At 59.2% G+C, this 20,177-nt stretch carries 15 protein-coding genes and 1 pseudogene; 7 read left to right on the forward strand and 9 right to left on the reverse strand.

Features of this window, described 5'->3' with window-relative positions; translation table 11 throughout:
- Positions 1 to 831: 831 nt before the first annotated feature.
- The 3 genes and pseudogenes from NKI52_RS27750 to NKI52_RS27760 all read right to left on the reverse strand — a co-directional run bounded on the left by NKI52_RS27750 (position 832) and on the right by NKI52_RS27760 (position 2,521).
- Complete coding sequence (locus NKI52_RS27750; protein ID WP_502897811.1) at positions 832 to 1,527, reverse strand: OmpW/AlkL family protein; 696 nt, start codon at positions 1,525 to 1,527, stop codon at positions 832 to 834.
- Between the two features lie 278 nt (positions 1,528 to 1,805).
- Positions 1,806 to 2,081: pseudogene (locus NKI52_RS32790) on the reverse strand (prolyl oligopeptidase family serine peptidase); the annotation flags it as partial.
- A gap of 107 nt (positions 2,082 to 2,188) precedes the next feature.
- Positions 2,189 to 2,521, reverse strand: coding sequence for a hypothetical protein (locus NKI52_RS27760; RefSeq protein WP_352700361.1), 333 nt, complete (start codon positions 2,519 to 2,521; stop codon positions 2,189 to 2,191).
- A 506-nt stretch (positions 2,522 to 3,027) separates the two neighbouring features.
- Between NKI52_RS27760 and NKI52_RS27765 the strand changes: the two genes are divergently transcribed.
- From NKI52_RS27765 to NKI52_RS27780, 4 genes are all read left to right on the forward strand, one after another.
- Complete coding sequence (locus NKI52_RS27765) at positions 3,028 to 3,450, forward strand: iron-sulfur cluster assembly accessory protein (RefSeq protein WP_352700362.1); 423 nt, start codon at positions 3,028 to 3,030, stop codon at positions 3,448 to 3,450.
- 202 nt (positions 3,451 to 3,652) lie between these two features.
- Complete coding sequence (locus NKI52_RS27770; protein WP_352700363.1) at positions 3,653 to 4,957, forward strand: lysine N(6)-hydroxylase/L-ornithine N(5)-oxygenase family protein; 1,305 nt, start codon at positions 3,653 to 3,655, stop codon at positions 4,955 to 4,957.
- A 496-nt stretch (positions 4,958 to 5,453) separates the two neighbouring features.
- The gene (locus NKI52_RS27775; RefSeq protein WP_352694240.1) at positions 5,454 to 6,233 is read left to right on the forward strand and encodes a phytanoyl-CoA dioxygenase family protein; all 780 of its coding nucleotides are present in this window, start codon (positions 5,454 to 5,456) and stop codon (positions 6,231 to 6,233) included.
- Between the two features lie 333 nt (positions 6,234 to 6,566).
- Positions 6,567 to 8,570: a class I tRNA ligase family protein gene (locus NKI52_RS27780; RefSeq protein ID WP_352700364.1), complete on the forward strand. Its 2,004-nt coding sequence runs from the start codon at positions 6,567 to 6,569 to the stop codon at positions 8,568 to 8,570.
- 826 nt (positions 8,571 to 9,396) lie between these two features.
- On the opposite strand, the gene NKI52_RS27785 is transcribed toward NKI52_RS27780, so the two are convergent.
- Both NKI52_RS27785 and NKI52_RS27790 read right to left on the reverse strand, forming a co-directional pair.
- Positions 9,397 to 10,854, reverse strand: a complete 1,458-nt coding sequence (locus NKI52_RS27785; protein WP_502897812.1) for an NAD-dependent succinate-semialdehyde dehydrogenase — start codon at positions 10,852 to 10,854, stop codon at positions 9,397 to 9,399.
- A gap of 509 nt (positions 10,855 to 11,363) precedes the next feature.
- The gene (locus NKI52_RS27790; RefSeq protein WP_352700365.1) at positions 11,364 to 12,782 is read right to left on the reverse strand and encodes a M16 family metallopeptidase; all 1,419 of its coding nucleotides are present in this window, start codon (positions 12,780 to 12,782) and stop codon (positions 11,364 to 11,366) included.
- 1,551 nt (positions 12,783 to 14,333) lie between these two features.
- Between NKI52_RS27790 and NKI52_RS27795 the strand changes: the two genes are divergently transcribed.
- On the forward strand, positions 14,334 to 14,546 hold the full coding sequence (locus NKI52_RS27795; RefSeq protein WP_023679670.1) for a cold-shock protein: 213 nt from the start codon (positions 14,334 to 14,336) through the stop codon (positions 14,544 to 14,546).
- Between the two features lie 223 nt (positions 14,547 to 14,769).
- Here the strand turns inward: NKI52_RS27795 and NKI52_RS27800 are convergent, their stop codons facing one another.
- Positions 14,770 to 15,240, reverse strand: a complete 471-nt coding sequence (locus NKI52_RS27800; RefSeq protein WP_352615682.1) for a Ros/MucR family transcriptional regulator — start codon at positions 15,238 to 15,240, stop codon at positions 14,770 to 14,772.
- 554 nt (positions 15,241 to 15,794) lie between these two features.
- Between NKI52_RS27800 and NKI52_RS27805 the strand changes: the two genes are divergently transcribed.
- Both NKI52_RS27805 and NKI52_RS27810 read left to right on the forward strand, forming a co-directional pair.
- Entirely contained in the window at positions 15,795 to 16,097 is a 303-nt protein-coding gene (locus tag NKI52_RS27805) for a DUF982 domain-containing protein (protein ID WP_352700366.1), read from the forward strand.
- Between the two features lie 814 nt (positions 16,098 to 16,911).
- A complete protein-coding gene (locus NKI52_RS27810; protein ID WP_352700396.1) occupies positions 16,912 to 17,967 on the forward strand; it encodes a cytochrome-c peroxidase in 1,056 nt (351 codons plus the stop codon).
- Between the two features lie 278 nt (positions 17,968 to 18,245).
- Here the strand turns inward: NKI52_RS27810 and NKI52_RS27815 are convergent, their stop codons facing one another.
- From NKI52_RS27815 to NKI52_RS27825, 3 genes are all read right to left on the reverse strand, one after another.
- Complete coding sequence (locus NKI52_RS27815; protein WP_352700367.1) at positions 18,246 to 18,575, reverse strand: helix-turn-helix domain-containing protein; 330 nt, start codon at positions 18,573 to 18,575, stop codon at positions 18,246 to 18,248.
- Positions 18,576 to 19,014: 439 nt separating this feature from the next.
- The gene (locus NKI52_RS27820; RefSeq protein WP_352700368.1) at positions 19,015 to 19,824 is read right to left on the reverse strand and encodes a B3/B4 domain-containing protein; all 810 of its coding nucleotides are present in this window, start codon (positions 19,822 to 19,824) and stop codon (positions 19,015 to 19,017) included.
- A gap of 114 nt (positions 19,825 to 19,938) precedes the next feature.
- The gene (locus tag NKI52_RS27825) at positions 19,939 to 20,163 is read right to left on the reverse strand and encodes a hypothetical protein (protein ID WP_352700398.1); all 225 of its coding nucleotides are present in this window, start codon (positions 20,161 to 20,163) and stop codon (positions 19,939 to 19,941) included.
- Positions 20,164 to 20,177: the final 14 nt, after the last annotated feature.

The raw sequence follows: 20,177 nt of genomic DNA on the forward strand, positions 1-20,177 counted from the left end.
CGACACCGAGTCTAACCGTGACCGCCTGTCGGTTCCCTGTGCGAACTCGGTGTGCGCCGCGGAAAACTCAACTCACCGCGAACTGGTCGAGTTACATTCGAGGAATGACTCGATTTCAAGGTTTGGGCCGACCGATGTGCGACGATGACTTTGAACCGAAGCCCCTGAAACATGCGCGCCACCCGCAGCCGCAGATACTTGGATCGGGCGCTGCCGTCAGTCAATCTTGCTGGTAAGAGGGCGGTGAGAAAGTCGCGGCACAAGCAACCTGCCATGCACCTGGACTTGGCCCGGCGCGGCGTGCGACCGCCATTGCGGTCGTTCTCGTTGAATGGGTAAGGCGCCCAACTTTTGAAGTCGTTGTTGAAACCGCGTTGACGCGGCGATGCTGATCATAGGTATCTTCGCGGTCAATAGTATTTGCCAAACGCCAAAACTATGGCATTTAAAGCCTCGCAGAGACCTGTCCAGATGGTTGAAGTGACTTGAGCCGACCGCGACAGCACCAGACGTGACGACGATCACCTGCTGCCCGCGTGCGAAAAATCGGACGACATCCTCCATTAGACTAGTGTCTCAAGCCAAGAACCGCGTATTTCTCCGGTTTCTGGATCGCCGATCAGTGCTGAGCCAATCTTCACTATCAGCCGGCGAGCCGAAACCAATCGGATCGAGTTTGTTGGTGCTGCCGCTGAGTGTTGCTGCACTGGAAGTGAACACACGTCTCTCCAATCTCACCTGTCCTGATCGTCACGGCCTTCGAGGGTATAACGGCGTACGAGGCGCCCTTGATTTCAGATCGGCTGTCAGCAAGCCGCGTCGCCTTTGGTATCAGAAACGGTAGGTGACGCCTGCGCCTATCAACCACGGATCGAGCGCAGCCTTCCCCGTCAGCTTCGCGCCGTCGACCGTGACGTCGAAGTCTGGCTTGAGGAAAAGCTTCTTCACGTCGAAGTTGACGCCCCAGTGCTGATCCACCATGTAGTCGAACCCGACCTGCAGCGCGGTGCCGAACGTGTTCTTAACCTTGAGAGCGTCGGCGCTGCCGACATCCTGGTTATAGAATATCGTGTAGTTCACGCCGGCGCCGACATAGGGCTTGAAAGTGCCGAACTTGGTAAAATGATACTGCAATGTGAGCGTAGGCGGCAGCAGCCAAACCTTGCCGACATTGCCCAGTCCGCCGACCGTTCCTTGGCCCTCGATGTTTGCATAGGTGGTGCCGAGTATGAGCTCGGCGGCGATGTTGTCCGTGAAGAAATAGGAGATATCGAGTTCCGGCGTCACCGTGTTCGAATAGGAAAGATCGGAGCCGGGCACTGCATTGACGTAGCCCGAATCCTCAGTGACGACCCCCAACGCACGCAGGCGGATCTGCCAAGGGCTTGGCGCTTCCGTGACCGAGGCCCCTGCCTGCAGGACGCTCGCGGCTTGCGCAAGCTCCGCCGCGACGGCCTGCTGTCTCACCATCATGAGCACGACAGCCGCTGTTACTCCCCGCGCCACGCCCATTCGCTTTCTCGCCATGATATTCTCTCCTTGCTCTTCAGAAATGATGCACTGAACTACGAAAAGTCTTGCTCGTATTGGGTGAGATTGGCGGAGCGCCCATGCGCAGTTTGCGTGGGACCGCGCACAAGTTATTTGCGCCCTTCTCGCAACCATCGACCTGTACTCACACAGAATTAAGTGGGATGACCAAAGGCCTGCAGCTTGGCGGCCGTCTTACCTGCGTGGCCCGGGTGGACGCGGTCGTCCCGCTCGTGGTGGCGAGCAGGATCGGCGGATTGGCGGCAAGGGTGGTCCCGACGCCACAGTGCGCACGGATTTCCGGCATTTTGCCCGAAACTGTAGAGGTACTGACCGCGGCGCGTGATCACGGGAACCTTGTCAGGACGGTCAAAGATCGCTGTCAGGGCGTCGTGGTCGCGATCGAACTGTGTTCCACCGAAGTGCCCCAGGGTCCTGGCCGACTGGCTGGCGGCCCAGGCAAGTGTCCGTTCTCCTTCTACATCTTCGAGCCAAAGATAGGGATCATCGTCCGGGGCATTCAGCGTTGGGCGGAAATCGAATACGGCCATGTCAGGATAACGTGAAGAATGATGTCGACTGGAACACAGCCGCAACGTCCTGTCGGCTCCGAAAGGCCCAGTTTTCGCGACTGCGACCGCCTGTTCGGCGAGCTTGATCATGACGTGATTTCTCCTGTGTCGGTGCCGCAGCGCGTTTCGCGGACTGCCTCGCAGGAGTCGTGCCAAATGAGAAAATCATTCAGAACAACGAGATGACCCTGATGGCGCTGTGTCTCATGTCCGACATCGTCGAAGATCCGACAACGAATGCAACCGTGACCGCCAGCTAGAACCTCCTGTGCGAGCCCGGTGGGCACTGCGGAATAAGCGGTGAGCTCACCGCGAAACTGGCCGAGCATCGGATTGACATCGGCGACGGGGCGCTCGACGACCACTACGTCGCCGGTGTCGGGCGCGGCACAGCCTGGGGACTCCGCGGCGGCGATCATCGAATAACTGCGTTTACGACGGCTCCATCCTGGCCCACCGGTGGGCGCGCAAAAGACTGCTTTGCGGCCTTATCCCTCCGCCTGGATCGAGTCGCAGGGACCGAATGGCGCACGTGCTTTTGGAACGGCAGAGTGGTCATAACGCAATTGTCTTCCGGCTATCTTTACAGAGATTCGACAATCCAGTTGGTGAAGGTCCCAGATCGCGCAGTCATTGATGCGCTTAGGTCTGGGCATGCGCCCATCCGCAACCATCTCATCAAGAGCATCGATCGGACACCAACATAGAGAATTGCTTCCCCATGAGAGAGGCCTCGCGGTGGACATGAGATTGCGTCACTCTTCATGATCGCGGCCTCCGAGGATGCGGGATCGAGCCAGTGCAACGGCACGACACGGGCGAAGGATCTGGCAGCTCTTGCAACTGCCGACCTCGATGGGAGAGGCATATCGCGATCTGTCCGGCAGAGACACGAGGTTCTGCACTGTCCGTTCATGAAGACTTCGTGCTGGTCTCCATAAGAGAAGTATTCTGGTGCAGAAGGTGCCCGATTATCTATTCGGAAAAAGGCGGCATCGACGTGCAAATCGGGCGCCGCCGTGAGGCTTCCCCCTCAATGTCGGATTTATGTCGGATTTCCGACAGGATCGCAAGTCCGCCAGCCCATGGTTTAGATAACTTCCTTCTCTGGCACGGCCTATGCATGGGGTTCTGCGTCATCAGCGAGAGGTCGTCCATTATCATGCGCACCGAAAATGCCGTCGCCGCAGTGAAACCCGCGCTCTTGCCTGCCACCAAGCCGGCGAAAGGCCGGCGCGTCATGGTCGAGGCGGGCGACTCGGCCGGCTTCAAACACCTGATGGGCCTGGAAAGCGTCTCGCGTAACGGCGACGCGGTCATCGAGGCGGGCGGAAAGGATATACGTTGATGCCCCAACCCACGTCCCCGGCATGACCCGTCGATTGTCACCGCGCTGGAATGCTCGGGTCTACATTCGACAACCCGCAGGACAATTCTCGCAAATCCGGTCGGCACCGGGGATCGAAACGTCCGCGAGGGGGCCCAATGGCTATGGCCGATATTCGCCGCGAACAAGCGCCTAGTGGGAAGACTCTATAGGAGGAAAGCAAGTGGAGTTATCTTGCGTTGGGGTCGGTGCTGGGCCGTCTAATTTGAGCCTTGCGTGTCAGATACACGAGCAAGTTGGGCAAGGGGCACTGTTCCTGGATCGGCAGGTCGACTTCCGCTGGCATCCAGGCATCGCTTTCGATTCCTCAGAGCTCCAGGTGAGCCACTTCAAGGATCTGGTCACGCTGGTGAATCCGCGATCAGCCTACACTTTCGTAAACTACCTGTACGAGAACGGGCGTCTGTACCACTTCCTGAACGCACAGTTCGAGGCTGTGTTCAGAGCTGAGTTTGAGCAGTACCTGAACTGGGCCTTCCACAGGAACCCACTTGTCCGTGGCGGCGAGACCGTGCACGAAATCCGCTTTGACGGCGCGTTTCGGGTGCGGACCGATAACGCGGTTCTCGGCGCCAGAAACGTCGTGGTTGGCATTGGCAAGCAGGCGCAAATCCCACCTCAGTTTCAGGGCTGGATTGGACGCAACCTGTTCCACTCATCTGTTTTACTGCACATCCACCCTGAGGTGCGGAGAAAGCATGTCTGCGTGGTCGGCGGAGGCCAGTCGGGAGCCGAGGTGATGTTGCACCTTGTCGGCCTGCCGAACGAACGGCGGCCTGCCTCGATCACTTGGGTCTCGCAGCGCGAAAACTATCTGCCTCTGGACAACAGCCCGTTCACAAACGAGTTGTTCATGCCCTGCTTTTCGGATCGTTTCGCGGCGATGAGCGAGTCGCAGCGTAAGCTGCTCCTGCGGCGTTTCGTGCTTGCCTCGGACGGCATTTCGGAAAGCACGTTGCGCGCGATCTATCAGGCGCTGTACCGCCACGCATTTTTCGAGCCAAACCGATCCGACATCACACTGCGGCCGGGCTGCACCGTCTCGCACTGCATCAACGCCGGCGCGGGTAACAGGCTGACCCTGCAGCACGGCATGGTCGAGGTCGAAGAAGTCACGGCTGACATCGTCATCCTGGCCACCGGTTACGAGAACGCGGTGCCAGACTTCTTGGAACCCATCGCGCACCGGCTGGAGCAGATCGACAATGAATTAGCTATTCGCGAGGATTTTTCGGTGAGCTGGGACGGACCGGGTGACAGACGCATCTTCGTACAAAACGCGAGCCTCGGGCAGCGCGGCCTGGCCGATCCGAACCTAAGCCTGCTGGCCTGGCGCGCGCGCCGCATCCTCGATAGCCTTCTTGGGCGCGCGCCATGCGCGAACCGCGAGCATCCTGGCTTCATCAGCCATACCTCGATCGAGAGCTGGCCCGCCCCCGCAGCCGAAGAAATGGGCAGCGGGATATGACTCGTAGACTTTTGATCATCGGCGGTGGCATCCTAGGAATGATGTCCGCCTCCGCTGCGGCGAAGGCCGGAGGCTTCTCCGAAATAATCGTGACCGAACAAGCCCTTGGACCAAGCGGCGCATCGCATTATTCTGGGGGCGTGCATTTCCCCTACGGTTGTCAAGACCGTACCAGGTCGCTCACTCGAAAGAGCGCCGTGGTCTTGGCGGCCATGGCTGGGTCGGCGGTCAGCGGATGGTGCCGGCCTTTAGCGATGCGTGTCGTGGCTGGACCGGGTGAAGCGATTGATCCGGCCCAGTTTACGGAACCCCTGGACCCGGCTGAGCCTGACATAGGCAGTCTCGCGCCGAGCTTCTGCGGAGAATATCCGCCGGAGCGGAACGCACTTAGCATCGCCGTCCCACATGACGTGAGTCCGTCTCCGTGTTGACCAGCGTCCGACGGCCCTAATTGGGATGTCCGACCAACCAGTTTTTCCAACAGGAGGCTTTTCGCATGTTGACTGATGCACAAAGAGAAAAGTGGCAGAAAGACGGATACGTCAGGCTCGAAAGGTTCTTCGCTCCAGCGGCTCAGGAAGATATCTCTACTTTTGTCGAAGATATGTCACGCTGGGATGTCAGCGATGACAAATGGCTCATGTGGTTCGAGAAGACGACGGACAATCGAAAGATCATCTCCAAGATCGAGAATTTTCTCGACTTCCATGATCCATTGCGTCGTTTGCTCTTAGAAGATCAGCGCATAAAGTCAGCGGTCGAGGATTTGCTTGGCGAAGATTCGCGCAGGCTCAAGGAGTTGCTGATTTTCCACTACCCAGACAGCGGCGGCTATCTCCCGCATCAGGACATTTATCACATTCCACACAAACTCCCCGACCGGATGGTCCATGCGGTGGTTGCCATAGGCATCGACGACTCCGACCCGGAAAACGGCGGGCTTTTCTTCAGCCCCGGCAACCACAAGAAGGGGGTGTTTCCCATGGATGCCGGCGGGGTGATCGATCCTCAAGTCGCCGAAATGTTCTCCTGGGAACCCGTAGTATGGAAGGCTGGCGACATCTTCATCTTCGACGATTACGCACCGCACTACTCACGACCGAACAAAAGCAATCGTTCGCGGCGGACACTCTACTTGGTGTTCCAGCGTGCTTCAACCGGTGGACCGACCCGCGCTGAATATAACGTGCTTAAGCGCGCCCTTAACCCACCCGAGGGCAAAGTGGCCGATCTCGACAATCTCAAGCCCCCAAATGGCATTTTCTATCGCGATTGAGCTCACGCAGCAAGGGAGGCATGCACACGAAACTGATCGGCCGCTCAAAAATGCGCGGAGAGTATGGCGTTCTGATTTGCGGGCTCGCGGAGCATCGACCGCAGCCCGTTACGACGCTTCGGCACGTGGATTGTGGAGGTGGTCGCAGGGCGGTCTTCTATGACGCCTACAGCCCGACTGGCGCCCCCCTCGTCGCCCGCCTGGCGGCCCAGAGCCGCATTATTCTGGCCGGGGCCGCCAACGGGTTGGGCTGCCGCTTCTCTGCGCAACTTGCACAAGAGGCTGTTGCGTTGGCAGCCGAAGATCCCACTGCTTCAACAGCTTAGGTTCGTCATGCGCAAATACACGTTTTCTCGAACGGAGCTGTCGCGGGCGTTCGGTATCGACACGGCCACGCTTGGAACGGGCAGCGCTCGCACGGGGTTTTCATTCGGAAAGGTTGGACCGGGCGTTACATCCGAGCCCCATCGGCACGACGAAATCGAGGCCTTCGTGGTCCTGTCTGGCGCGGGCAAGGTCACGACCGACCGTGGGGAAATCTCGGTCGAGGCGGGCGATGTCGTTCTGTTCCACCCTTTTGAAGCGCATGTGCTGCGCAACGATGGGGACGAAGACCTAAATTTCGTCGATGTCTACTGGCGAGACGGCGAGGCCGCCCTTGATGCCGCTGCAAAGACCACGGCTCCACGCGGGCCGATCTTCGTCTTCTCCACGCCGCCAACGCCAAATGGCGATCTCCATCTGGGACATCTTTCTGGCCCCTATTTCGGCGCCGACGTCTATACTCGTTTCCTGCGCATGAAAGGAGTCGAAGCATATCACCTCACTGGAAGCGATGACAACCAGAGCTACGTCACGACACGCGCCGATGCCGATCAATCGACGCCTGCAAACGTGGCGCGCCACTACGCCGACGAGATTCGCGCCACGCTTGCACTTCTCGATTGTGACGTCCACAGCTTCCAACCCACAATGGGCGATGACGGTTACGGCGAGTTTCAAGCCGCGTGTTTCCGCAGTCTTCTGAGCAGCACGGCGGTAGATCTGCGCCAGAGCCCTGCGCTTTTCGATGCTGTGACAGGCCACTATCTTTACGAGCCGGATGTTAGCGGCCTCTGCCCCGATTGCGGCGGCTCCGCCGGTGGCAACATCTGCGAGGAATGCGGCGCCCCAAACCTTTGCCACGACTTGGGTGCAGCCCGGTCACGGCAGTCTGCCGAGGCGCCGCTGGTCGGCTCCGTCCGCCGCCCGGAACTTGCCTTGGACCGATGCTACGACAATATCGACCGGCATCTAAGGGCGTCGGGCGTCCCGCTACGGATCTCGGATCTCTTCGCGCGCCTACGCCGACGCGGCAACTTTTCAGTGCCCATTACCCACCCCTCGGACTGGGGCCTGCCGGCCGAAGGGTTCCCGGGGCAAGTGATCTGGGTCTGGCCGGAGATGGCCTTCGGTTTTCTTTACAACATCCAGGCGCTCGGCCGCTCGCTGGGTCGCGACTGGAAGGCGGCCATGCCCGGCAACGACTGGCAGATTGTCCATTTCTTCGGCTTCGACAATTCCTTCTACCACGCGCTACTCTACCCCGCTCTTTACGCCGAGGTCTTCTCCCACTGGACGCCACGCATCCACTATCACGTCAACGAGTTCTACCTGCTCGACGGCAAGAAGTTCTCAACCAGCTGCCGCCATGCGGTCTGGGGCAAGGAGGTTCTGAGCCCAAAGACGGTCGACGTTATGCGCCTCCATTTGGGCCTGACACGCCCCGAAAGTGAGCGGACGGATTTCACGCTGGACGCGCTGCGCCGCACCGAGAACGAGGTGTTCCAAGGGATCTGGCTGAACTGGCTCGATGCATTGAACCAGGAAATCAAGCAGGATTTTGGCGGGCGTGTGCCCGACGCAGGCGATTGGAGTCCGGCCGACCGCGCCTTCTTTGCTCGGATAGAGATCTATCGCGCGGCCATGGAGCGCGCCTATTCGGACGAAGGCTTCTCGGTCCGGCGCGCGGCCGCTCAGGTCTGCGATTTCGTGCGCGATTGCGTGATCTACCGTCGGGCGCAAGACTATGCGGCGGCGCGATGTTTCTATCCCGCCCGCAATCGGACTTCGCTAGCCCTTCAGACGACGGCCGCGGCGATCCTGGCACCGACACTCGCTCCGCTGATGCCCCGATTCGCCAGCACGGTGGCGCGAGGCATCGATGGCGTCTCAACCGAAACATGGCCCCGGTCCGTCCAGCGCCTTGCACCCGGGACGAGCTTTGATCTCGGAGCCGTGCTGGTGTTCTACCCCAACTCCGGCAATCCTCATCTCGGTGAGGAGGAAGCACTATGAGCCCACAGGTGCACCAGTGAGCTATCCCAATCTCGACCAGATCTGCGCGGCAATCAAAGCCGATGATGCCAAATATCTTTACTCGCTGTCACTGGCGACCGAACCCGCTATCAGACGGTAGAGACCAGATTGGCGGACCTGAACCAACGCATCGTCGACACCCTGGCCCGCGCCTTCGAGGACCGCTCGGCCGATCGCTTCCCAGCGCTGTTTCGTGCCGCAAATGCCGTGTGGGCTCGACTGCGCTGACCAACCTCTTCGGCATCGCGGGATTTCCGTCCTCCAGCCGGTCAAGACTGTCATGCGGTTCGAGGCGCTTGGTCAACCCTGGCGCGCCCTGGATTGTGCGCCGATCACCGGAAATGTCGAATGCGAATGCCTGCCTGATGGTATCTTCGATTCTGTCCGAGCCTGTACTGGCGCGGCAGTCGGCCGAAGAACAACTGAGCTACTGACAATCGGAAGATAGCAGGTTCAAAATTCTGCCCCAGAAACCGGATATTGCACACAACCAGCGTTCACGATCGCGATGGTGCACAAGCTTCCAACCAGACCCGCGCAAAGACAGCCCGTCGTCTGAAGATAGTCGGCGAGGGCCGCCAAATCCCCGCAAGCGTATCCTCCATCACATGCACGCCGTCTTCGCCGACAATGCAGACGCTAGTCTCGTCGAGAGATAAGTCCAGCCAGGGTGCTCCTTCAGGATTGCGTGTTTGCTCGGGTACGGAGCCGCCCCTCAGTTCCCAATCGAGGAGCGATCCTACAATTCACACTTTGGAGATCGCTCGCTAGGTTACCCGGTCTGTGAACCCTGCAGGCCGAAAATTCAGATGCCGCCCATGCAGAGATATTTCATTTCGAGGTAGTCCTCGAGGCCATGGCGGGATCCCTCCCGCCCGATGCCGGACTGTTTTATCCCACCGAACGGCGCCGCTTCTGAAGACATCCGGCCGGTATTTACCCCGACCATTCCATACTCCAAGGCCTCGGCCACACGCCAGACCCGCTTCAGGTTGGAGGCATAAAAGTAGGCCGCGAGGCCGTAAATTGTGTCGTTGGCCTCACGCACGACCTGATCTGCATCTTTGAAGCGAATAATCGGTGCCAGCGGCCCGAATGTCTCTTCTTGCGCGACGGTCATCTCGCTGGAGACACCGGTCAGGACTGTCGGTTGGAAAAACGTGCCATTCGTGCCGATACGTTTGCCCCCGCATCGAATTGCGCCGCCTTTGGCGACGGCATCGGCAATATGGGATTCGATCTTGGCCAAAGCGTGCTTGTCGATGAGCGGTCCGATGTCCACTCCGGGAGCGAAACCGTCACCAACTTGAAGTTGGCGAGCCCGTTGCACGAATTTCTCGACGAACTCGTCGTGAACGCCCGACTGGACGTAAAGGCGGTTCGCCGAAACGCAGGTCTGGCCGGCATTGCGGAACTTCGCCTGGATCGCACCGTCAACCGCGGCATCGATATCGGCATCATCGAAGACGATGAAAGGTGCATTGCCGCCGAGCTCAAGGCTGACTTTTTTGATCTGGTCCGAGCACTGGCGCATGAGAAGGCGCCCGATCTCAGTCGACCCGGTGAAGCTGATCTTGCGGACCTTGGGATTGGTACAAAGTTCGCGGCCGACCGCGTCACCTTCGGACGCATAGATCAGGTTGACGACGCCTTCGGGAAAGCCAGCCTGATGGGCGAGGGCGAACATTGCTCCCGCCACGAGCGGCGTCTGTTCAGCGGGCTTGAGGACGATCGTGCAGCCCGCCGCCAAGGCTGGCGAGATTTTGCGCGCCACCATCGAGGCCGGGAAATTCCATGGCGTTATCGTGCCAACAACTCCGATGGGCTGCTTGATTACCAGCATTCGGCGGTCCATCGATGGTGCGGAGATCGTCTCGCCATAGACGCGATTGGCCTCCTCGGCGTACCATTGCAGATACGCCGCAGCATGCGATATCTCCGACTTGGCTTCTGCAAGCGGCTTGCCCATCTCCGCGGTGAGAATCTCGGCGAGATCGTCGGCGTGGTCGATGATCAACTGATGCCATCGCCATAGAACGTCGCTGCGCTCACGTGCGGTCAACCCTGCCCATCCAGGCTGAGCGACATAGGCCTTGTCGATCGCAGCGCATGTCTCCTCGACACCCATGTCGGGTAGTTCTGCCAGCACTTCGCCAGTCGACGGGTTGAGGACCTCGAACGTTCGCTCGCTAGTCCGCGTGCCAAGTGCCGGCTGGCGATCAATGGGTCCAAACAGGTCAGGCGATCTCAGGTGACGGATCATCGGCAGGCACAGGGGCAATACCGGATTCCTCCTCAACGCAGCAGGCATATATAGCAGGTGCGGTGTGTACTCCGCGACGTCCGGGTTCCTTATAGGGCCTCGGCCAGACAGCTGGTAGACCACGGTACCCAACTGGAAAGGGAGAATACCTGAATACGCTAGAAGATGCCTCGCGGTTCTACTAGTCGAACGATTGAACAACGGACATCGGCTTCGCCAGCCGCGCGGAGTGGATGCTGGTGGCCTGCGCCTACAATCTGCGGACCACGAATCGGCGACTCTGTTCACTCGAAGAGAGGCTGGCCTGAGGAGGAGCGCACCCCAATAATGACGCCTGAACCGGCAAATGCCTGGCAAGGCCCGCGAAAACCGCTCCTCGCGGCTTTAAACAGATCCCGTTTACCGGGCGAGCGCCCGCAAGATGAGAAAGAGGATGGAGAGGAACAGGGTGGCGAAGGCGCGCCGAGGGAAGACCGGCCGGCGCATTTGCATGGGGATGGAGCTCATGATCAATTCCCCGCCTGTTGCTGCGGCAAAAGATAGCCTGTCGTCGAATGGTCGAGCACCAGATAACGCGCGGCGACCGCCTTGACCTCGTCGGTGGTGACCTTGCGGACGCGGTCCGGCCTCTCGAGCACGTCCTTCACATCGCCACCGGTGGTGAGCGTCTTGCCATAAATGTTGGCGATGTGGTCCAGCTCGTCGTGCGCAAAAATCACCGAGCGGATATAGCGGTCTTTGGCCTTGTCCAGCTCGTCGCTGGTGACGCCATCCTTGGCGATCCGGGCGACTTCGGCAACGGCCGCCGCTTCGAGATCGACGAGGTTTGCATCGCCGCGCGGCGAGCCGGAGATGGTGAAACTGGTGTCGTCTAGCATGGTGCCCTGGAAGGAGGCGCCGGCCACCGAGGCTATGCCTTGCTTGACGACAAGCTCCTGATAGAGCCGGCTGCGGTTGCCGCCGCCGAGGATCTCGGCCAGCAGGTCGAGCGCCTCGGCCTCGCCGGGCTCTGCCGTATGATAGGACGGCACCACCCATTGAGTGGAAAAGCTCGGCACCGAAACGCGCGCATCGGTCAGCGTCACTGTGCGCCTGGTGTTCTGCTCCGGCTCGACCGGGCGGTTGCGCGGGGGCAGGTCAGGCCCGCGCACAACCTTGCCATAGGTCTTCTCGGCCAGCGCCTTCACCGTCTCCGGCTCTACGTCGCCGGCCACCACCAGCACGGCGTTGTTCGGTCGGTAGTATTTGTTGTAGATGGTGAATGCGTCGGTTTTCAGCTTCTCCATCTCCTGCATCCAGCCGATGACCGGAATGCGGTAGGGCTGGTTCTGCCGCAACGTCGCGTTGACCTCCTCGTCCAGCAGAGCCTGCGGGTTCGTCTCTCTGCGCCAACGGCGCTCCTCCAGGATCACGTCGCGCTCGGTCTTGATATCATCGTCGTTGAGGATGAGGTTGAACATGCGATCGGCCTCGAAGCCCATCATCTCACCCAACGCCGAGGGCGCCACCGTCTCGACGAAGGTGGTGTAGTCATAGGCGGTGAAGGCGTTGTTGTAGCCGCCGATGGCTGAGACGGCTCGGTCGAACTCGCCGGCGGCGTGGTTAGTCGTCGCCTTGAACATCAGATGCTTGAGGATATGGGCAAGGCCTGATTTGCCGGGTGGCTCGTCGGCGCTGCCGATCTTGTACCAGACCATATGAGTGACGATCGGCGCGCGGTGATCGGGGATGACGACCACTTCCATGCCGTTGTCGAGCAGGAAATCCGTCACCTTGCCGCCGGCGGTGGCGGCCAGAGCCGGAGCGGTCGTCACCAGGGCCAGCGCGGTGGCAATGAACGCGTTGCGCAGCCAGGCGGACGATCGATGGCTTCGGTTGTGGTGGCTGGTCGAAAGGCAAGGTTCGAGGCAAAGTGATTTGTTCCTCATTTTGATGAAGGCGCTGCGTCCCCGTTTCCCCCCGTGGGAGGATCGGCGGGCAGCGCCGAGGCAGATGAATAAGCTCTTCAGGGTGCCAGGCCTTACTCGAGCCTCATCTTTGGATGCACTCAGGAGACCTGCGGCGGTATTTCTTGGTGAGGTGATCATGGGACGGATTCTCCTTGGTCCGCGACGCCTTGCGGATGACCAAGCATGCACCGTGCCAGATCAGAACCGTTCGAGGCATGTGGACAAATCAAGCTCTGCCATGCTGCGCATCCGACATTGTCGGACATCGGACAGGGCCGAACGCGACGCGCGCGGCTGAGGATATCTTCTTCGTTCGGAAGACGATTGGGCGCGCTGCCGGGGGAGGGGTATAGGATGCGCTTCGAATGGCCGCTGCACTGACGGTGAGAATGGAGATGTTGGTCGCCCCAGCGGAACCCTGTTCTCGACAGCAAGACCGGGTCGATCTGAACGGCAGAGGCGTGAGCAGCGTAGCGAACTCGAGCGCGGGGCCTGCTCGCGCGCGAAGACGGATCTGATCAAAGATCGGCGAGTTGGGCGATATCCGCGAGGCGCTGGAAAACGAAGATCGTAGGACTCGGGCGGGAAAAAACGATGCGGTTGCGCGCTTCTGGCGTAATGCGCGTGCCGCGAGGCCGTTGAGCCTGATGAGTTGCTGCGGGAAAGGGGAGTGTTTGCGCGGGACCTTGGTCAAACGTAAGAAACAACCGTCGAGCTCGCCGTGGATGGGGGCATACAGGCACGTTTGTCGCTGGAGGACAGCAGCACGGAAGCTGTCCGCGCTTGCCGTCGTCGCTGGGTACCAAACAGAAGAATTTGGCGGTCGCGATCGAATTCATCTGCGTAAATACCGCCTGGCTGTGCTCGGTTTGCCGGCAAACAGATTTTGCCTTCTTTGCGGCTGCAAACGCATCCCCGGCGGCGTGGTCCCTAAGGTCAAGAGCATCGGGTGAGTAACAGCCTGATCCTGCTCAATCTGATGCGCGCCAACCGCATGGCCGGATTGTGGAACCGCTCGCGGTAGCTTCTACCACAAACAGCAAGGTCATGAAATCAAGTAGGAAGTCGTCGATCGCTTGGGCGATTGTTTCTGACTTGCCCTTGGTCCAGCAAAACGCGCGCGTTATCGATCGCTTGCACGCTGGTGGCATCGATCAACCCCTCGACCCTCTTGAAACAATCCAATTCGAAACTCCTTCAAGCGCTTGCCAAGCCGTTATGCACGAAGGTAGCTCCGTGAACTACCCGGCCTTTGACCTGGCGGCACGAGCAGCGGTCGGCCTTACGTCCCGTGCCTCCAAGCACCAGCCATAGACGTGGCGCTGAGGAGCGTTGGAAGGATCGGGCGCTTCCGGCCATGCTCGAGCGGTAGTGTAGGACAGTGCTTGCTGGCGACTACGGCCAAAATGGAGTGCGCCAGCTGATCGGGGCTTAACAATTTTTCGCTTTTTGCTGCACCCAAGTCTCGGCTATGAGTCAGGCAGGCCTAATGGCCTGCCCACGTTGCAATTGTTAAGGAGGAACACGTATATGCCTACTGGAACGGTAAAGTGGTTCAACAGCACCAAGGGGTTTGGATTTATCCAGCCCGACAATGGCGGTCCGGATGTTTTCGTCCACATTTCCGCTGTCGAACGCGCGGGCCTCTCGACCCTCGCTGACGGCCAGAAGATCAACTATGAGATCGAGCAGGATCGCCGCACCGGCAAATCTTCCGCTGGCAGCCTCAGCAAAGCTGGTTGAAATATTCTCCTGCGTCTTGGCAAGAGTGGGCGCGTAGGTCCGGAGGTCCTCACGGCCGCTCGATAGGAGCGAGCAAAAACTGAGGGCAGCAGATTGCTGCAGGCGTCGCGAATTCCTCATGAAACAAAGTTGTTTGAAAGGCGGGGTTGGCCCCGCCTTTTTATATGACGCGCAGATTAAGCCGATGTCTGCAACGCTCCAGAACGAATCTCGATTGCCGAAATCAAGCCGCGACCTTCTTGCGGGTTCGCTTCGTCGGCGCCGGCTCCGGCGCTTCTGGCGCTTTCGGTTTGCGGCCGAGCCCCATCGTCTTGGCCAATGAAGAGCGCGCCGCGGCGTAGTTCGGCGCGACCATCGGATAATCCGCCGGCAGGCCCCATTTGGCCCGATATCCATCCGGCGTCAGCCCATAGTGGGTCGACAGATGGCGCTTTAGCGATTTGAATTTCTTCCCGTCCTCAAGGGAGATGAGGTAGTCCGGTGTCACCGACTTCCTGATCGGGACTGCAGGCGTAAGGGCAACCGGCTCTTCTGTAGAGACACCTCGGGCCGTCCCTTTCAGAGCCGCGTGCACTTGGCCGATGAGGGCAGGGAGATCCCCCACCGGGATCGGATTGTTGGAGACATAGGCTGAGACGACATCGGCCGTGAGCTCGATGAGGGTGTCGATGTTTTTTTCGGCTTCTTCTGTCATGAAACTCTCCAGGCGGCGTGAAACACAGTCGGCGAAGCGTCGCTTCATAGTGGCGGTCGCCGCTGAAAGCAACAAAGGTCTCGACAGGATTGTTGCGATGTTCGTCCAGCGAGATCTACGGCGCGGTATCCCGCCGTCGTGACCGTTGATCCGTCCGTTGTTGGCGAGCTGCCGCGGTGCTTGCGCATTTTCAGGCGCGTCTCGGCCGTAAGCTTTGCGCCAAATGACCAGTAATCTCGAAACGAAGCGGGCTATTTCTGTTTCGCCATCCTCTCTTTGGCTGTGAAATCGGTGGCCGAGCAGTGGCCGCTTCCTGGTGGCGCGTGAAGGAAGTATCAAAGGTTGATTCGCAATGGTCGAAACGATGTAGATTCATCATCCGGGGAGCCGCCCTCGCAGCAGGATGTTAGGGATTGGCCCGCTGGTAAACCGAGGACATAACGCCGCTGCTTTGCCATTGAACCGCTATCGCTGTGACAGCACCTTCCGCAAAGGTGGGCGGGAGAAGGCGCCTGTTCACGCAAACGCGCGGTTCAGCAGGTCGGGAAGAACGAATGAGCTCAGGGACTTTCAGCAGCCCACTTTTCGTAAGGCGTGCAGCGCACATCGTGCAAGAGATTGCCAGTCCTGCGGATGCTATCGATTTTCTCAACGAATGGCCAGAAGATCGCAGAGACCGGATCTACGAAGCCGCCCTCAGGGCGTGCTTTGATGCATACAACGGACGAATACCTGCGAGCGCAGCGCGCAAGACTTTTTTCTGCTTTGGGGAACAGGTCGCCATATTGGAGGATGCAGCCTCCGCGATGCAATGGCTCGCTGCCTGCATGTCGGGCAATGGAAAAGCGCAAGTATAGGCGTCGCAGTCGTATGTGAGGCTGGAGTGGGTACGCCGACGAAGTTATTGTATCGAGATTTTGCCGGCATCTGGAGCGAACTATAGCGAACAAACAATATTTTGCGCCCTATGGCGATATTAATCATCTTGTTGTATTTGTAAATCAGCTTCTCGCGGCAGGACTGCAATGTTTCCGATGTGAAACCACTGCGTGGGACTTGGTTCTCTCAAATTCGTGACGGTAAATTGCCGTGTAGTTATTGCAAAGAAGTTGTCCCATTGAAGCAAGATGATAAACGAAGCCAAAATTGTGCTCCGTCGTCTGCCAATATTCACTCGATGGAGGCTATAGGCCTCACAAGCCAATCAAAACAGCTACTCGGGCGCCCTTTGAAATTTGTGTAATTCTGCTCACCCCAAACGGCCCTCTACAGTCGAAATAAGATCGTCCCGCAAAGGTGCTACAAGACACTATCGCGGATCGATTTGAGCCAAGGTCGATCTGACGAAGGCAGGCGGAAGTCGAGCAGGACCTGCTGCGGAACAGATAACCGGCCCCAAACCGAATCTGACACGGTGGCGGCCCCGATTTCTTCATAGTTGAAGGCGCAGAGAGAACCGAAGCACGGCTCCGGCGCCGCCGCTTGCCGAGCAGCGATCCTCCGCCTCCCTGAAATCCAGTCGAGAAGAGCGTTCAATTCCGGGACAGTCCAACCTCTGCCGCAAAAACAGGTGTCAGACCACCCGGTCCTCTCCCGCAACTGATCTAGCGCAGGGCGTTCATGAGCCGCATATCCCAGAGTGGCTGCGTGCACGACGCAGCGAGATCATTTATGAAAATCCTATTCAGTACGATGGCTGTCCCCTTGCTGACAGCCATCGCTTTTGCTGCGGATTCGATCCCCGCAGACCTCAGAGAAACGGCACTGGCCACTTTCAAGGCTTTGCCACCCACCACGCCGATAGTCGCTAACAACCCGATCACACCGGAGAAGATCGCCCTCGGCAAGGCACTGTTCTTCGATCCACGCGTCTCGGCGTCAGGCGTCTTGTCGTGCAACTCGTGCCACAACCTGGCCACCGGCGGCGACGACAATCATGAAACCTCGATCGGCCATGGTTGGCAGAAGGGACCGCGCAACGCGCCGACTGTACTGAACGCTGTCTTCAACATCGCCCAGTTCTGGGACGGTCGTGCCGAAGACCTGAAGGCTCAGGCGAAGGGACCGGTCCAAGCCGGCGTCGAAATGGCCAATACACCGGGTCAAGTCATCGCCACGCTCAAGTCGATGCCGCAATATCTCGAGTGGTTCGATGCAGCTTTTCCGGCTGAAGCCGATCGGGTCACCTTCGACAACCTCGCCAAGGCAATCGAAGCCTTCGAGGCGACACTGGTCACGCCGGCCCCATTCGACAGTTTCCTGAATGGCGATGACGCCGCCATGACTTCCGAACAGAAACAGGGCCTGGCGCTTTTCATGGACAAAGGCTGCTCGTCCTGCCATGGCGGTATCAACGTTGGTGGGGAAGCCTATTACCCATTCGGCCTCGTGGAACAGCCCAGCGCCGAGGTCCTGCCGGAAAAAGACAAGGGCCGATTTGCGGTCACCAATACTGCCGACGATTCCTATGTTTTCCGCGTGGCGCCGCTGCGCAACGTTGCACTCACCGCGCCATACTTTCATTCGGGCAAGGTTTGGGATCTGAAACAGGCCGTTGCCATCATGGGAACCACCCAGCTTGGCGTGGTACTGGCGGACGAAGAAGTCGACCTGCTTGTTGCCTTCCTCAACTCGCTGACCGGAAAGGCACCCGAGCTCGCCTATCCCATTTTACCCGCCGAAACGGCGACAACGCCCCGGCCTGTAACGCAGATCTTAGGAAAATAAACGGCCAGCTGGCACGGAACGTCGCATCGACAATGATTGCGACTTTTACTGGGACGAGACGATCGCGACGTCCATGAGGACGCAAAGGCCTGGCTCGTTTCAAAGTGCAGACACTGCTTCCGTCACCATCTCGTTGCGGTGGAACCATGTTTGGGATCTGGCGTGCGACATGCCAAGGAAGGCGTCGGACGTTTGAGGCTTGCGCGCTGTCGATACCGCGCGGCGGCCGGCTATCGCGCTAGCGGCCGAATAGCCGCGCGCCGGAGTGACCGGCCCCCTCACGGTGATGGGGCAGCCACTCCGTCCTCCATGTCCAGCGATTCTTCGACTGCTTCCGGATTCCGGGCGATGGTCCAAAGGAGAGTATTCGCCGCTGCATCCGGTTTCGAGCGACCTTGCTCCCAGTTTCGAAGCGTTGCCAGATCGAGGCCATACCTCACGGAGAATGCCTCCTGAGAGAGCTTCGTGCGATCCCGGACTTCGCGAACACTTATCGGGCGCGGCGCATGAACCTTCGCGATCACGCCTGAGGACGACAGTTCATTCTTCAGTGCCAATAGGTCGTCGACGCAAGGAACCGTCACGAACGCCTTGCCGTGATCGACCATCTCCGTGAGTATCGCGTGGGCCGTCCTGAGCGGCAGCTGTCTCTTAACGAGAATCCGGGCGGCCTCAGGAGTATTCGCGCCGTGAAGAAAACTGAGGCTCAGTCGGACGGGAGAGCCTGACGACACCGGGACGACGTCCCGGGTTCGCACCCGTTGTCCGTACCGCTCCATGAATTTCGATGTAGTCGACATTAAGCTTCTCCGCGATCACTCGACCGAGCTTGCGCAATTTGGACCATCCCCACTGGAGGCATCGCGATAAAAGTACGCCAAACAACGCTAAGGGAGAACAAGCAGTGATCTGATTTCGTTCGACGCTCGTTTTCGAGAGCCGTTCTGGGTCGTTCGCAATCAACTGTGTAGGCCGGCGGAGCGAGCAAGGAGCGCCAGATCCGGACAGGGCTGAGTGGGGTGTTTCTCCGAAAGATGGGGCCATGCCCTAAGGAACACGAGATGTAGTGGACTCGTCGATCCGCGCGGTTTCGATTCGCGCACCCGGGCACAACGCTTGGATAAGTCCCATCAGATGCTCTCCGGTGGCCGTCATCTGTTTAGCTGACATTGGGCCGAGGGCTTCCAGCACGAGCCACATGGCGCGGGTATCGACCGTGACCATGGTGCGCCGCCCCTGCCGCCAGTTCCAGCGGCGGCACGTGACACCGGCATCATCGCACCAGATGACTTCGCCCGGTTCAGGATGCTCGGTTACCATTTCACCTTGCTGGATCGTGTCGAATGGCTCCGCTCCCTTCGCAATTAAAAGTCTCGGGACCCCCTGGTAGAGATCGAGATCCTCCCCGCCAATCGGAACGCCATACAGCACGCTGACGGCATTGTAGGCATCAACCAGTGGAGATATCCGCGGGAGAGAGCCATCTTTCCGCACCCGCTTGAGAAGCGCGGCGGCCGAGCACGGCGTTCGATTGGCCTTTGTGCCGAAAGCCTCGCAGGCAACGGCCCACGCCGCAAGATGCGCGTCCCTTTGGGCGTCATCGCGAAGCGCCGCCTGTTCCGCCGCCGCAATCGTGTCGTTCAACGCCTGTGCATCCGGCACGTCGATTTCAGCGTTCCGCACCACAATGCTGATCAGATGAAAATCCGGGTAGCGGGCCTTGATCTCGGGGGCAATCAATGGCGTGAAAGACATGGGATGCTCTTTTCTCATGGGGAGGCTTTGCGCTGCGGGTCCTTCGGGAAAATGTTTGAAGAAAGGTGCTTGTCGAGCGTCCAGATCTTCTGGCATCGGCATGGTGCATGCCGCACCATGCGCTGGATAATTCCATCATTCGGCCGTGGACAAGGCCTGGTAGAGATCGTCGATTATCTCTTGCGGGTGCTCGAGCCCGCCTCGGCCGGCAACAAGCTACGCCTCCGCCAGATCCTCCATTTCATAAAAGGCAGCGGGCGCGATATGGATGTGAGGCAGCTTTCCTTGCCGGTTATGCATCGCTCTCGGAAATTCGTCTCGCACGAAAATCTGCCGCCAAACTGGCCTGATCAACAGCACCAGTTGCATAGCGTTTTCCCAGTCCAGTTGACTTTGCAACGAAATGCGGTTCAGCCCAAGGGTCGGTTTCCTCGCCAGCACGCCACGTCCCCGCC

It is taken from the genome of Mesorhizobium sp. M0590 (assembly GCF_040320905.1).
GTDB lineage: Bacteria > Pseudomonadota > Alphaproteobacteria > Rhizobiales > Rhizobiaceae > Mesorhizobium.